Genomic DNA, 13,617 nt, shown 5'->3' with positions numbered 1-13,617 from the left:
CGCCCGGCACTTCGCACGCTCGATTCCTCGGGCCCAAGGTTAACGGAGCGCGCACGGCGGGGCGGGGGCGTCGTCGGCGTCGCGGGCGAGGCGCTCCCACCACGCCCCGCCGTCCTCCAGGTGCCGCAGCAGCACCCCCTCCCGTACGGCCCACGGGCAGACCACGGCCGACCGGACCCCGGTCAGCTTCAGGGCCGTGTGGCCGACCACCGCCCCGGCGAGGCTCTGCGCGGCGCGCGGCGCGGAGACCCCCGGCAGCCGGGCCCGCTCCGCGGCGGGCAGCGCGGCCAGCCTGCCGACGGCGTCTCGCACCCCCGCGCGCGTCAACTCCCGCCGTACGAAAGGCCCGTGGTGCCCCGGCGCCGCCCCGCTGAGCCGGGCGAGCCGCTGGAACGTGCGCGAGGTGACGACCGCCGTGTGCGGCGCCTCGCGGCGGACCCGCGCCGCCACGTCCCGCAGCTCGCGGCGGACCGCGCGGCGCAGCGCCCGCACGGCGTCGGCGGACGGCGGGTCCGCGTCGCCCAGCCACTCGTGGGTCAGCCGGTTCGCGCCCAGCGGCAGCGACGCCGCGAAGTCCGGCAGGCGCCCGTGTCCGAACGCCACCTCCAGGCTGCCCCCGCCGATGTCGAAGAGCACCAGCGCCCCGGCCTGCCAGCCCAGCCACCGGCGCGCCCCGAGGAACGTCAGCTCCGCCTCCGCCTCGCCGGGCAGCGCGCACAGCCGCACCCCGCTGCGCGCCCGCACCGCGCGCAGCACCTCGCGGCGGTTCGGGGCGTCGCGGACCACGGCCGTGGCGAAGGCAAGCGGTGGCCCGGCCCCGCGGCGCCCGGCGACGGCCGCGGCGTCCGCGACGGCGTCCGCCAGGTGCCGTACCGCCTGCTCGGGGACCGGCCCGCCGGGCGCCGCGTGCTCGGAGAGCCGCAGCTTCCACTTCACGGTGTGCACCGGCAGCGGCACGCCGTCCGCTGCGTCGGCGATCACGAGCCGTACCGTGTTCGACCCCACGTCCACCACGCTCATCCGCATGGGCGGGCGGGTACCCAGGGCCCGCGGCTCACTCCTTGAGCACGCGGACGGTGTCCAGGCGGTCGTCGGCCGGGTCCGGGACGTACATGCCCGCGGCGAGCCCGCTGCGCAGGTAGTCGAGGACCGGCTGGTTCAGCCGCTCGCCGGGCAGGAACGCCGGGATGCCCGGCGGGTAGGGCGTCGCCATCTCGGCGGCCACCCGCCCGGCGGCCTCCTCGACGGGCACCGTGTCGACCTTGCCGAAGTACGCCTCCCGCGGCGGGCACGCCTGCTCCAGGCGCAGCTCGGCCGGGGTCGGCACCGCCACGCGCGGCGGGTCGGCCAGCGCGTCGCGGTGGGCGGCCAGGTCGCGCAGGGCGTCGAGGAGCGCGTCGGCGGTCTCGCGGGAGTCGCCGTGGGTGAACTGGGCGCCGATCCGGCGGTGGTCGGAGATGTGCACGACGAGCCCGTGGTGCTGCCGCAGCCAGTCGGCGGCCCGGTAGCCGCTGGTGCCGAGCCCGCTCACGTCGATGACGGTGGGCAGCGGGTCGAGGTCGGCGGCGCGGCCGGGGCCGGTGAGGTCGGCGCGGCCGTTGACGTGCAGCCCGGGGATCCGCCCGATCGCGGCCTGCGTCTCGGCGGCGAGGTCGAGGGCGTCGGACAGCAGCCGCCGCCCGTGCAGCACCATCTGGCGGCGCCAGGCGTCGAGGCCCGCGTAGATCAGGACGGAGGGGCTGGTGGTGCCGAGCAGGTCGGCGCGGGAGGCGAGTTCGGCGGGGTCGATGCGGTGGCCCTGGAGGTGGAAGACGGAGCCCTGCTCCAGGCCGCTGCCCATCTTGTGGATGCTGGTCACGCAGAGGTCGGCGCCCGCGTCCATCGCCCACGACGGCAGCGCGTCGTGGAACGGCAGGTGCGCGCCCCACGCCTCGTCGACGATCAGCGGCAGGTCGCGGGCGTGGCACACCTCGGCGAGCGCCGCGAGGTCGGCGGCGGCGCCGTACGGGGTGGGGCTGGTGACCAGCGCGCCGCGCGCGTCCGGGTGCCGGTCGAAGGCCTCCTCGTACGCGGCGGGCGCCGGGGGGTGGGCGAGGGACCGCTCGGCGTCCCACTGCGGCTCGACCCACACGGGGTGGATGCCGCACAGGATGAGGCCCGCCACCACCGACTTGTGCGCGTCCCTGCCGATGAGGAGGCGGTCGCCGGGCCCCGCCACCGTCAGCATCGCCGCCTTCACGGACAGGGAGCTGCCGCAGGTGGTGAAGTACGTGTGCTCCGCGTGCACGGCGTCGGCCATCAGGCGCTCGGCGTCCCGCAGGACGTGGCCGCGGGCGCGGCGGTCGTCGAGCCCGCCGACGGCCAGCACGTCCGAGCGGAACACGGCGTCCCCGAGGACCCGCCGTGCCTGCGGGTCGGCCCCGCGGCCCTGCTTGTGCCCCGGCGGCGTGAACGACAGCCGCGCCCGCGCGTGGTAGGCGTCCACGGCGTCGAGCACGGGCGCGGTGGTGTGGTCGATGACGTCCATGCGGCTATGGGTACCGCGCACCGGGGTCCTCAAAGCCCCGCGGGGCCGGATGGGGTGCACGCGCCCCATCCGGCCCCGCAGTCGCCGACGGCGCTCGGCGCGAGCGGGGGGCGTCCCCGTTCTCACTGGGGGTAACGGGTGGGCGGGTGGGAAAGCACCCCCCACGCACCCGCGGCCGCCGACGGCGCTCGGCCCCGGCGGGGCCTAGGCCCCGCTCAGCGCGACGGTAGGCCGCAGCCGCGCCGCCCGCCCCGCCGGGTACAGCCCCGCCAGCACCCCCACCACCACCGTCGCCCCGAGGCCGCCCGCCAGGGCGAGCGGCGGCACCACCGGTGTCCACCCCTGCACCCGGGCGAAGCCCACCGTGGCGGCGGCCCCGAGCACCGACCCCGCGGCCCCGCCCAGCGCGGACAGCAGCAGCGACTCCGTCAGGAACTGCGCGCGCACCGCGCCCCGGGTCGCGCCGAGGGCCCGCCGCAGGCCGATCTCCTGGCGCCGTTCGAGCACCGAGATGACCATGGTGTTGGCGACGCCGACGCCGCCCACGAGCAGTGCGACCGCGCCGAGGCCGAGCATCAGCGCGGTGAGCCCCTCGTCGGTCGCGGTCTTCGCGGCGAGCGCGTCGGAGGGGCGCGACACGACGACGGAGCCCTCGTCGCCGGGGCTGACCGTGCGGGCGAGGACGGCGCGCACGTCGTCGACGGCGGCGTCGGCCGACCGCTCGAAGACGGTCGTGGGGTGCCCGTCGAAGCCGAAGTACCGCTCGGCGGCGGGGAACCCGACGAGCGCGACCCGGTCGAGGGTGGGCACGAGTTCCACGGGGGCGAGGACACCGACGACCACCACATAGCGGTCGTTGACCAGGATCTTCTCGCCGGGCGCGGTGACGCCGAGCCGCTGGGCGGCGATCCGGCCGAGCACCGCCACCGGCAGCCGCTCCCGGGCCCGGTCCAGCCAGGTGCCCCGCTCCACCCGGGTGTTGAGGGCGTCGAGCAGGTCGGTGCGGGCGGCCTGGAGGGTGACGCCCGCCGCCCGGTCCTCGGGCACGGCGGCGCTGCGCCGGATGCGGGCGTCGACGTTGCCGGTGGCGGTGGCGTGCTCCACCGGGCCGATCCGCTCGACCATGGCGACGGCGTTCTTCGGCAGCCGCGCGGCCCCGCCGTCCCGGTCCTTGCCGCCCTCGGCGGTCAGCAGGTTCGTACCGAGCCGGTCCAGGCGCTGCATCAGGTCGGCGCGGCTGGACGTGGACAGGCCGACGACGGCCACCATCGTGGCGATGCCGATGGCGATGCCCAGGGACGACAGGACGACGCGGGCGCGGCGGGCGCGCAGCCCGACGGAGCCGACGCGCAGCACGTCGGCGACCGACAGCCGGGCGGGCCGCGGCCCCACCGCTCTTCTCGTACGGGGTCCCGCCGCTCTTCTCGTACGGGGTCCCGCCGCCCTTCTCGTACGCGGCTCCGCCGCCCTCCTCGTACGCGGCCGGGTGGCGCTCACGCCACCACCTCCCCGTCCCGGAACCGGATCCGCCGCGGCAGCGAGGCGGCGATGTCCTGGTCGTGGGTGATGACGCACACGGTGGTCCCGGCCGCGTTCAGCTCCCGCAGCAGCGCCATGACGACCGCGCCGGACGCGGAGTCGAGGGCGCCGGTGGGTTCGTCGGCGAGCAGCAGCTGCGGTTCGCCGACGACGGCGCGGGCGATGGCGACGCGCTGCTTCTCGCCGCCGGACAGCTCGCCGGGCCGGTGGCCGAGCCGGTGCCCGAGCCCGACCCGGTCGAGCGCGTCCCGGGCGGCGGCCCGGCGCCGCCGGGCGGGGACGCCCGCGTACAGCAGGCCGTCGGCGACGTTGTCCAGCGCCGAACGCCCCGGCGCGAGGTGGAAGTGCTGGAACACGAACCCGATGTGCCGGGCCCGCAGCGCCGACAGCCCCGCGTCGGACAGCGCCCCCACGTCGTGCCCGGCGACCCGCACGGTCCCGGAGGTGGGCCGGTCGAGCGTCCCGATGAGGTTCAGCGCGGTCGACTTCCCGGACCCGGAGGGACCCACGACCGCGACGAGTTCCCCGGCCCGCACCACCAGGTCGACCCCGCGCAGCGCCGCGACCCCACCGGGGTAGAGCTTCGTCACCCCGCACAACTCGACGACGGCAGGCGGGACTTCGGCGCCTTCGGTGACGTCGGTGACGTCGGTGACGTCGGCGACTCCAATGGCGTCGGCCCCGGCTTCGTAGCGGGGCGGCTGCGCCCCGACGGCGGTCACTGCGCGGCCACCCCCACCCGCATCCCCGGCCGCAGGCCGTCGCCGCTGACCTCGATCCGCCCGTCGGCGGCCATGCCGACCTCCACGCGCACCATCCGGCCCCCGCCGCTCCCGCCGCTTCCGCCGTCGACGAGCTGGAGCCCGTACCCCCGTTCTCGCCGCGCAGCGCGACGACCGCCTCGACGGGTACGGCGAGGACGCCGCGGCGGCGCTCGCTGACGAACGTGACGCTGGCCGTCTCGCGCGCCGCCTTCCCGGAGGGCGCGCGCGTGCCGCGGTCGAGGGCGATCTCGACGGTGATGCCCTCGTCCTCCTCGCCGCCCTCGGCCCGCTCGTCGCGTACCGTGCCCGTGACCTTCCCCCGCACGGTGCGCCCGTCGCCGAGGCGGATCTCGGCGCGGGTGCCGGGCGCGGCGAGCGCGCCGTCGCCCTGGTCGAGGGGGACGCGGACGACGGGCCGGGGCGAGGCGACGGTCAGCGCGGGCGCCTCGGGGCCGACCCGGTCGGCGAGGGCCGCGTCGGCGGCCACGACCTTGACGGGTCCCGGCTGGAAGACGACGTGCCCGAGCCCGACCCTGCCGGTCGGCTCCCGGTTCAGGGACCGCTGCCACCGCTTGACCGCGGCCTCGGTGGCGGCGTCGTACCGCACGTCCACGTACAGCCCGGCCCCGTACCCCAAGTCCCGCAGCGCGCGCTCCAGTTGGAGCACATCGGTGCCGCGGTCGCCCTTCTTCATGGTGCGGAACACCGGCACCGGCCCGTACAGCAGCGTCACCGGCTTGTCGTCCAGCTCGTACAGCGCCTGGCCCTGCCGCACCAGCGCGCCCGCGCGGGCCGCGACGGTCACGGTGCCCTCGACGGGGGACTTCACCGCCCGGCGCCCCGCGAAGTCCAGCTTCCCGTCGACGGTCTTGCTGCGCACCAGGTCGGTGCGGACGACCTCGGCGGTCGCGGGCGGCGCCGCCGGGCCCTCGTCCCTGGCGCCGTCGCCCCGCCCGCCGCCGAAGGCGAGCGCGCCCGCGGTCACGGCCCCGGCGGCGGCCAGGGCGGCCGCCGCCGTCCACGCGGTGCGGCGCCTCACTGCATGCCGTCCAGGCCGTCGAGCAGCTTGTCCGCGCAGGCCTGCCGGGCCTGCTTGTACGTGGCGGTGGCGGTGTCGATCTCCGGTGCGGGGTAGCCGACGTCGCCGCCCGGCATGGGGCCGTCGCCGGTCATCGTGGGGTTGCGGAACTTGGAGACGCCGTGGTCGCGCATGCACTTGGCGTGCGCCAGCATCGACTCGTAGTCCTGCTGCTTGTCGCGCTTGGGCTCCAGGTCCATGGCGCGGCGCATCTCCTCGACGCAGGCGCCGTCCTTGCCGCCCTTGAACTGCTCGCCGTTGCCGATCGCGGGCAGCTCCTCGATCTTGGAGAAGTCGAGGTGCCCGCTGAGCTTGGGCGCGGGGAAGCCGGGCGCGCCGCCCTTGCCGCGCATGCAGCGCACGTAGTCCATCTGGGCGTCGTAGAACGCGCTCTTGCCCGTCGAGTCACCGGAGCCCTTGGATGAGCCGGAGTCCCCGCCGGACTTCCCGCCCTCCTCCGGCACGGACGCGACCTGGTCGCCCTTGCCGTCGCCTCCGCCCCCTCCGTCGCCGCCGTCGGAGCCTTGGCAGCCGACGGCGAGGACGAGCAGCGGCACGGTCACGAGCGCGGCGCACCGGCGGCCGCGGAACACAGTGGTGAGCGTCATGCGGCACACCGTCCGGCGCCCGCGTGATGGGCACTGCATGAGCACATGATGAGCGCGTAACAATCCCCCCGAGACGCCCGCCTTTCCCGCCCAGCGGCCGTCTGACCAGCCCGTACGCGCCTCCGCTCGCCCATAATCGAGCGCATGCCGCATGTGCTGTTGATCGAGGACGACGCGTCCGTGCGCGACGGGATGGAACTGGTGCTGCGCCGCCACGGGTACGAGGTGTCCGTCGCCGGGACCGGTGAGGCCGCCCTCGCGCTGCTCGACTCCCCCGAGGGCAGGGGCGTCGAACTCGCCGTGCTCGACCTGATGCTGCCCGGCCTGGACGGCTTCGAGGTGTGCCGCCGCATCCGGGCCCGCGCGGACCGCCCGACCCTCCCCGTGATCATGCTGACCGCGCGCGGCGACGACGAGGACGTGGTCGGCGGCCTGGAGGCGGGCGCCGACGACTACGTGGTGAAGCCGGTGACCGCCCCCGTCCTGGAGGCCCGCATCCGCGCCGCCTTGCGCCGCGCGACGCCCGTCGCCGCCCGGGACTCGTACGCGGGCCTCGACATCGACCGCGCGGGCCTCACCGTCACCCGGAACGGCACGCCCGTCGCCCTGCCGCCCACCGAACTGCGCCTGCTCCTGGAGCTGTCCGCGTCCCCCGGCCAGGTCTTCACCCGCGAGCAGCTCCTCAGCTCCGTCTGGGACCACGACTTCCTCGGCGACTCCCGCATCGTCGACGCGGCGGTGGGCCGCCTCCGCGCCAAGATCGAGGACGTCGCGTCCCGCCCCCGCTACATCCAGACGGTCAGAGGCTTCGGCTACCGGTTCGGCCCGCTGTGAAGAACCAAGGCCGCACCGGCGAAGATCCAGCCCGTCCGGCGTTTGAGGACGAGCCGCGAAGCGGCAACACCCGCGGGGCCCCGCGGCGGCGGCCACCGCGGGCCTGGGGCGTCCCGCGAGGGCTCCGCACCCGCCTGGTCGTCGCCTTCCTCGCCGTCGCCCTCCTCGGCACCGTCACCGCCACCGCCCTCGCCTACCGCGAAGCCAGTGACGCCCTCCTCAAACGCGCGCAGGACTCCGCCCAGGACGACCTGCGGGCCCGCGTCGACATCCTCGCCCCCGACTTCGGCATCCCCCCGGACCAGCGCTCCCTGAAGCGGTTCGCGGCGTCCGTCGCCGCCGGGCTCGCCGAGCGCCCGCTGGTCGTCGCCCGCTACGAGAACCTGAAGGCGGCGTCCGACGGCCCGCCCGACGACCCGCGCATCACCTCCGACCTGCGGGCCGCCGTCCGGGCGTCGGGCCGCATGAGCGCGCAGCGGGTGACGTACCGCGACGAGCCGTACCTCGCGGTCGGCACGCCCGTCACGTACGAGGGCGGACGCACCTCGCGCCTTGAGGTCTTCACGGTGAAGCCGCTGCGCGCGGAGGAGCGCGACACCGAGGCGCTGCTCGTGTCCGTGCGCGACGGGCTGCTTCCCGTGCTCGCTGTCACCGCCGCCCTCGCGCTGCTCGCCGCCCGTACGGTCCTGCGCCCCGTACGGGACCTCGGCCGGGCCACGCGGCGGCTCGCCGAGGGCGACCTCTCCACCCGCGTCGTACCGCGCGGCCGGGACGAACTCGCCTCCCTCGCCCGGGACTTCAACACCACCGCCGACGCCCTTGAGGCCTCCGTGGGGGAGCTGCGCGAGCAGGAGGCGAAGGCCCGCCGCTTCGTCGCCGACGTCTCCCACGAACTGCGCACCCCGCTCGCCGCGATGACGATGATGGCGACGGTCCTGGACGAGGACGCGGACCGGCTGCCGCCCGACACCGCGCACGCCGCCCGCACGGTCAGCGCCGAGACGGCCCGCCTGACGCGCCTGGTCGACGACCTGATGGAGATGTCCCGCTTCGACGCGGGCGTGGCCCGGCTCCGCCTGACCGAGGCCGACCTCGCGGCGACGGTCCGCTCCTGCCTGTCCCTGCGCGCCTGGACGGACCGGGTGGAGGCGCGGCTGCCCGACCGGCTCGCCGCGCTGATCGACGTACGCAGGGTCGACGTGATCGTCGCGAACCTCGTCGGCAACGCCCTGCGGCACGGCGCGCCGCCCGTGACCGTGACCCTCACCGCCGACGCGCACACCGCCACGCTCACCGTCGCCGACCACGGGCCCGGCCTGCCGCCCGACGCGCTGGCGCAGGTCTTCGACCGCTTCTACAAGGCCGACCAGGCCCGCACCCGCTCCGAGGGCAGCGGCCTCGGCACGGCCATCGCCCTGGAGAACGCCCGCCTCCACGGCGGCACCGTCGACGCCGCGAACCGCCCCGACGGGCGGCCCGGCGCCGTCTTCACCCTGCGCCTGCCGCTGCGGGCCACCGACCGCCCGGAGGCCCCGTGACCCCCGCCCGCAAGGCCGCCGCCCTGGCTGCCATCGCCCTCGCGCTCACCGCCTGCGGCATCCGCGACACCGGCGTCGTCAGCGGCGCGCGGCCCGCCACCGGGCTCACCCGCGACCTGCGCCTGTACTTCGTGCACGGCGGCGGCCTCCAGGGCGTCACCCGCCCCGGCCAGGAGATCCAGGCCACCGGCGGCGTCATCAAGCTGCTCATGGAGCCGAGCCCGGAAGAGCAGGAGCGGGGCCTGACCAGCCTCGTGGAGCTGGGCTCCTGGGAGGTCACCGGCGAGGGCACCCGCATCACGCTCCGCTCCCCGCAGCTCAGGGGCGTCACCGAGAAGGAGCGCCTCATGCACGGGCAGCTGGTCTGCACCCTGGCCCGCACCCAGGCCTACGTCCACCGTAAGGAGCGCATGCGCCCCGACGACGTCCAGGTGACCCTCGCCGGTCCCGAGGAGCGCCTGGGCCCCTACCGCTGCGCCCAGTTCCTGACCGGCTGAACCGGCTGAACCGGCTGAACCGGCTGAACCAGTCGCCGGAGGGCACGTCACTTCCGTACGAACGACAGCATCATCGGCTGCGGACGCGTCCCCGTCGGCTTGGCCAGCAGGTCCGTGCTGAGGAACAGACGGCCCCGCCGGTACCGCAGCTCCGACGACAGCGGCACCAGGGAGCTGGCGCTGCGCTTCGACGTCAGCAGGGTCCTGGACCGCATCCGCATCGTGCGCCCCTCCAGGGTCACCACCTGCGTGCCGAGCATGCTCTTGTACGCGAGGACGGCGTCGCCGTCCATGCGGATCGGGAAGATCGGGCTGCCGCCGTCGCCCGCGGACGCCCGTTGCCCGGTGGTCTTCCCGGTGGCCAGGGAGAACGCGATGATCTCGTTGGTGGAGCTGATGCCGTCGGAGGAGGTGCGGCGCGCCGTCGGCACGTAGAGACGGTCGTTGCCCACGACGATGCCGTGGCAGTCGTTGGCGAGGGACGCGCTGCCGCACTCGTGCTGGTACCGGCCGTCCGTGAGGCTGATCTTCGTACGCAGCCGTCCGCGGCCGTCGAGCGAGAAGACGTCGGTGGCGCCGGACGCGCTGATCTCGCCGGAGTCCAGGCCGATGACGACCGGGTCGGTGGAGATGACGTTGGGGCCGCGGACGCCCGAGGGCAGCCGGTGGCTCCAGCGCGGCTTGCCCGACTCGGCGCCGATGTCGCCGCAGGCGCGCACCGCCACGAGCCGCGCCCCGCCGCCGTAGCCCACGTCCTGGCACCGGTCGCCCGCCCGGGGCTTCCAGCGCAGCGCGCCGGTGCGCAGGTCGAAGGCGGCGCCGCCGTACAGGCCGCCGACGGCGACCGTGTCGCCGCTGATCGAGGCCTGGTTGAAGGCCGTCTTCTCCTTCTGGTAGCCGATGGTGACCGACCGGGTCCACAGCTTCTCACCGGTGTCGACCTTGAACGCGGTCACCTGGGTGCAGGGCGCCCGGAAGCCGCGGTCGTCGTGCGCGGTGGGCGCGGTCACCACCACGGCGATGCCGCCCGCGCCGACCTCGGGCGAGCCCGCGCACGACTGGCCGGGCTTCTTGATGCGCCACAGCGTCCGGCCCGTCGCGGCGTCGATCCCGGTGATCCTGCCGACCGACGACTTCGCGTACACCTTGTCGGTGAGCCAGGAGCCCTTGACGGGCCAAGTGCCCTCCTTCCCGGGGAGCTTCGGCGTGGGCGCCTGGCCGTGGAAGGTGGCCCGCGGGTCCTTGGGGACGGTCTCCTCGGGCTGCGGGCGCGCCCCCTCCTTCTTGCCGCCGCCGCTGTCCTTTCCGCCGCTTGTGACGTACCAGGCGCCGCCGCCCACGGCCACGGCGACGGCGACGGCGAGGACGCTCGCCACGACGACCACCGCGGTCCGGCGCCGCCGCCGCGGCGGAGGGGGCGGGGGCGGGCCGAATCCGCCCGGCGGCGGCGGAACGGGCGGCCCGAAGCCCGCGGGCACCTGGCCGCCGCTGTGGGGGCCGGATATCGGCTGCTCATGTGGCCATGGGGACGCAGGAGTTGACATGCTCAGAGTGTGCCGCACGGCCTGCGGCACGGACGCCGCCCGGTGTGCCCCGTACCCCTGGCGGCACCCCTGGCCGTGCCCCTGGCCGTGCTCCCGCCCGTACTCCCGGCCGCAGTTCGACGCGCACGGAGTCGTCGTCCTCGATCACGAACGTGGCGTCCCGGTCGTGCCGCCACCGCAGCGGCAGCAGGTAGTAGCGGTGGTCCCGCTCCACCAGGAGCCGCAGCCCGCTGTAGCGGTACCGGTAGCGCAGGCCCTTGCCCAAGTCCTCGGTGACCAGGCCGGGCCCGGTCATGCTGAGGCGGTCCTCGCTCAGTACGACGACGGCGACCCGCGTCACCAGGTGGTCCGCGGCGTGCCGCGCGTCCCGGCGGCCCAGCTCACCGGCGGCCAGGGCCACCACCCACATCAGGAACGCCCCGGCGACGACCACCGCCACCGCCCGCTCCCAGGGCCGCGGCCGCCGCCCCCGCCGCCCGGGGGCGCCGCGGACGGCCGCCGGGCTCTGGCCGAGCAGCAGCCCCCCGGCGACGCACACGGGCGCCGCCCACTGGAAGGACCCCAGGCGGGGCCAGGCCAGCATCAGGCTCACCCCGGTGGCGATCAGCGGCAGGTGCAGCCGCGCGACGGCCCGGCCGAGCCCCCGCACGCGGCGCAGGTGCCGCTCGGGCACCCGCAGCAGGGCCAGCAGCTCCGGGACGTGCGGGACCAGGAACAGCAGCGCAAGCGCCGTGAGCACGGGCAGCGTCACCAGCCGCAGGCTGCGCAGGGCGAACTCGAAGGAGTCGAAGCCGACGGCGAAGGTGCCGAGCCGGAAGTAGTCGTAGAACGCGCTGACGTAGAGGTATCCGGCGTACAGCATGAGGCCGAGGACGAACGAGCCCGCGCCGATGGCGGAGTTGGCGTAGTCGAGCCTGCTGCCGGTGCCGGTGCCGGTGCCGGTGCCGGTGCTGGTGGTGGGCGGGGTGTCCGGGGCCGTGGTCCGTGCGGGCAGGGGCCCGCGGCCGGGCGGGCGGGGCGTCGGCCTGCCGGTGCGCCGCCGCGCCGCCGCGCGCGGGTGCCGCGGCCGTCGGCGCGGTGAGGGGCGCGTCACGGGTCGGTGGGGGTCACCGGCGGGGCGACTCCGCTGCCGGTGGCGGTGCCGGTGGGCGCGGTCGGTGACGGGGCGCAGGACGGGGGTGCCGGGGTGGCGGGCTCGCCGCACGAGGGGGCCGCGGGGCTGGAGTCGGCGCCGCCGGGGTCGCCGAAGGGGGGTACGTGGACCTGGTTGCCGTCGTCGCCCGCGCCGCCGGGGCTGGCGGGCGGCGGCGCCACGGGCGGGATGTCGTCGCCGCCCTCGGCGCCGCTGCCGTCGGTGGAGCCACCGGTGGTGCCGCCGGTGGTGCCGTCTGCGGTGCCGTCGCCCGGCGTGCCGGGGGCGCCGGAAGACGCGGGCCGTACGCCGCCGCCGTCCGGCGGGGCCGTACCGGTGCCCGTGGGTGCCGGGCGCCCCGAGCCGCCCGGGTGGGCGGGGCCCGGGCCGGTGCCGCCGCAGCCCGAGACCCCGCCGATCACCAGAGCGGCGGTGAGCGCCGCCGCGCTCGCGTACCTGACGCGTCGACCTTCCCGCATCAAATCCCCCTGGACAGCTCGTGCTCGCTGCCTGTCCAGCAGAATTCCACCGCGGCTGTCGGCGCGGCAGCACCGGGAACACCTGACGTAGGAAATCTGAGCCGGATGGCGGAGCCGGTCGATTTCCCCCTGGCGTAGCCGCATTCCCCCTGACGTAACGGAATCAGTACCCGGACAGGGAAATCGCGACGTCCGTGATGTTCAGCGGGAACTCACCGGTGGACGCCGTTTCACCGGTGAACAGATTCACGCTGTAGAGCGAGGGGTTGTTCGCCCCGTTCGGAGTGAGGGAAGCGAAGCCCACGTTCGAGGTGGTCTTGCCGTTGGTGAGATAGCTGTACACGTCGAAGCCGGTGTTGAGGCCCGTGTTGAGGCCGAGCGAACCGACGGGGGACAGGGTGCCGTTGTTGGCGGGGGCTTGGAGGACGAGCTGGTCGGTGGTGGTGTTGATGTCGTGCAGGACGGTGCCGGTGGCGGCGTTCAGGTCGTTGTTGGTGTACGCGGCCGCGGTGACGCCCCGGGTGGGGGCGAGGTCCGGCGGTGTGGTGAGGGTGGCGTCCTCGGCGGTGGTGTTGTCGTTGAGGTTGTGCCGCAGGTTCTGCCCCCAGTCGCTGATCACGCGCAGCCGGTCGGCGGCCGGGTTGAAGTCGACGCCGAAGGTGGTGCCGTACAGGTCCACCGTGAGCTGGGACACCTTGGTGACGGTGACGTCCGGGGTGGTGGGCGGAGTCGTGATCGTGTAGATGCCGCCCTTGTCGCCGACGCCGTACATCAGCTTGTTCTGGATGCGGAAGTCGATGCCGATGAGCTTCCGGTCACCGGACAGGCCCTTGACGGTCCGCACCCAGTCGAGCACGTCGGGCCGGTCGGTGGTGAACGTGGCCATCAGGGTGCCGTCGCCGGTGATGCCGAAGGCGCGGAGGCTGGGGGGCGCGGCGGACCTGCCGGGGGCGTCGGGGGCGGCGGAGCTGGTGCCGGGCGCGCCCGCCAGGAGCGCGGCGGACGCGGACAGCACGGCGACGGCCGCCAGGGCGCGCCGCCCGAGCCCCGCCCTTCCCTTTCGCTGCGCTCTCCCCG

General features: G+C 75.8%; 12 protein-coding genes and 1 pseudogene. 3 read left to right on the top strand and 10 right to left on the bottom strand.

Annotation, left to right across the window (positions count from 1 at the left end):
* Positions 1 to 39 precede the first annotated feature (39 nt).
* The 6 genes and pseudogenes from ACOBQU_RS18415 to ACOBQU_RS18390 form a co-directional block, all read right to left on the bottom strand.
* A complete protein-coding gene (locus ACOBQU_RS18415) occupies positions 40 to 1,026 on the bottom strand; it encodes a Ppx/GppA family phosphatase (RefSeq protein ID WP_423628352.1) in 987 nt (328 codons plus the stop codon).
* Between the two features lie 28 nt (positions 1,027 to 1,054).
* Positions 1,055 to 2,527 (bottom strand): aminotransferase class I/II-fold pyridoxal phosphate-dependent enzyme, encoded by a 1,473-nt coding sequence (locus ACOBQU_RS18410; protein WP_423628350.1) that lies wholly within the window; start codon positions 2,525 to 2,527, stop codon positions 1,055 to 1,057.
* Between the two features lie 204 nt (positions 2,528 to 2,731).
* Positions 2,732 to 3,919: an ABC transporter permease gene (locus ACOBQU_RS18405; protein ID WP_423628348.1), complete on the bottom strand. Its 1,188-nt coding sequence runs from the start codon at positions 3,917 to 3,919 to the stop codon at positions 2,732 to 2,734.
* A gap of 101 nt (positions 3,920 to 4,020) precedes the next feature.
* Complete coding sequence (locus ACOBQU_RS18400) at positions 4,021 to 4,737, bottom strand: ABC transporter ATP-binding protein (protein WP_423634578.1); 717 nt, start codon at positions 4,735 to 4,737, stop codon at positions 4,021 to 4,023.
* Positions 4,738 to 4,784: 47 nt separating this feature from the next.
* Positions 4,785 to 5,869: pseudogene (locus ACOBQU_RS18395) on the bottom strand (peptidoglycan-binding domain-containing protein).
* Positions 5,866 to 6,516, bottom strand: coding sequence for a hypothetical protein (locus ACOBQU_RS18390; RefSeq protein WP_423628346.1), 651 nt, complete (start codon positions 6,514 to 6,516; stop codon positions 5,866 to 5,868). Before ACOBQU_RS18390 ends, ACOBQU_RS18395 begins: the two are co-directional and overlap by 4 nt.
* Positions 6,517 to 6,660: 144 nt before the next feature.
* On the opposite strand from ACOBQU_RS18390, the gene ACOBQU_RS18385 reads away from it, so the two are divergent.
* Genes ACOBQU_RS18385 through ACOBQU_RS18375 form a run of 3 tightly spaced genes read left to right on the top strand, consistent with a single transcriptional unit; the run spans position 6,661 to position 9,385 of the window.
* Positions 6,661 to 7,350: a response regulator transcription factor gene (locus ACOBQU_RS18385; RefSeq protein WP_423628344.1), complete on the top strand. Its 690-nt coding sequence runs from the start codon at positions 6,661 to 6,663 to the stop codon at positions 7,348 to 7,350.
* Positions 7,347 to 8,888: an ATP-binding protein gene (locus ACOBQU_RS18380; protein WP_423628342.1), complete on the top strand. Its 1,542-nt coding sequence runs from the start codon at positions 7,347 to 7,349 to the stop codon at positions 8,886 to 8,888. Before ACOBQU_RS18385 ends, ACOBQU_RS18380 begins: the two co-directional genes overlap by 4 nt.
* Positions 8,885 to 9,385, top strand: a complete 501-nt coding sequence (locus tag ACOBQU_RS18375) for a hypothetical protein (RefSeq protein WP_423628340.1) — start codon at positions 8,885 to 8,887, stop codon at positions 9,383 to 9,385. The genes ACOBQU_RS18380 and ACOBQU_RS18375 overlap by 4 nt, the downstream gene beginning before the upstream one ends.
* A 47-nt stretch (positions 9,386 to 9,432) precedes the next feature.
* Here the strand turns inward: ACOBQU_RS18375 and ACOBQU_RS18370 are convergent, their stop codons facing one another.
* The 4 genes from ACOBQU_RS18370 to ACOBQU_RS18355 form a co-directional block, all read right to left on the bottom strand.
* Entirely contained in the window at positions 9,433 to 10,761 is a 1,329-nt protein-coding gene (locus tag ACOBQU_RS18370; RefSeq protein ID WP_423628338.1) for a PQQ-binding-like beta-propeller repeat protein, read from the bottom strand.
* A 136-nt stretch (positions 10,762 to 10,897) separates the two neighbouring features.
* A complete protein-coding gene (locus ACOBQU_RS18365) occupies positions 10,898 to 12,022 on the bottom strand; it encodes a hypothetical protein (protein ID WP_423628336.1) in 1,125 nt (374 codons plus the stop codon).
* Entirely contained in the window at positions 12,019 to 12,540 is a 522-nt protein-coding gene (locus ACOBQU_RS18360) for a hypothetical protein (protein WP_423628334.1), read from the bottom strand. Before ACOBQU_RS18360 ends, ACOBQU_RS18365 begins: the two co-directional genes overlap by 4 nt.
* 163 nt (positions 12,541 to 12,703) lie before the next feature.
* On the bottom strand, positions 12,704 to 13,552 hold the full coding sequence (locus ACOBQU_RS18355) for a DUF4394 domain-containing protein (RefSeq protein ID WP_423634576.1): 849 nt from the start codon (positions 13,550 to 13,552) through the stop codon (positions 12,704 to 12,706).
* Positions 13,553 to 13,617 lie beyond the last annotated feature (65 nt).

It is taken from the genome of Streptomyces sp. G45 (assembly GCF_049542095.1).
Taxonomy (GTDB): Bacteria; Actinomycetota; Actinomycetes; order Streptomycetales; family Streptomycetaceae; genus Streptomyces.
This window is presented reverse-complemented; position numbering and strand designations above follow the sequence as displayed.

What these genes read in the sequence shown, in the direction of transcription:
- ACOBQU_RS18360 (WP_423628334.1), bottom strand. Translation starts at nt 12,540, where the DNA reads ATGCGGGAAGGTCGACGCGTCAGGTACGCGAGCGCGGCGGCGCTCACC.
- ACOBQU_RS18390 (WP_423628346.1), bottom strand. Translation starts at nt 6,516, where the DNA reads ATGACGCTCACCACTGTGTTCCGCGGCCGCCGGTGCGCCGCGCTCGTG.
- ACOBQU_RS18415 (WP_423628352.1), bottom strand. Translation starts at nt 1,026, where the DNA reads ATGCGGATGAGCGTGGTGGACGTGGGGTCGAACACGGTACGGCTCGTG.
- ACOBQU_RS18410 (WP_423628350.1), bottom strand. Translation starts at nt 2,527, where the DNA reads ATGGACGTCATCGACCACACCACCGCGCCCGTGCTCGACGCCGTGGAC.
- ACOBQU_RS18385 (WP_423628344.1), top strand. Translation starts at nt 6,661, where the DNA reads ATGCCGCATGTGCTGTTGATCGAGGACGACGCGTCCGTGCGCGACGGG.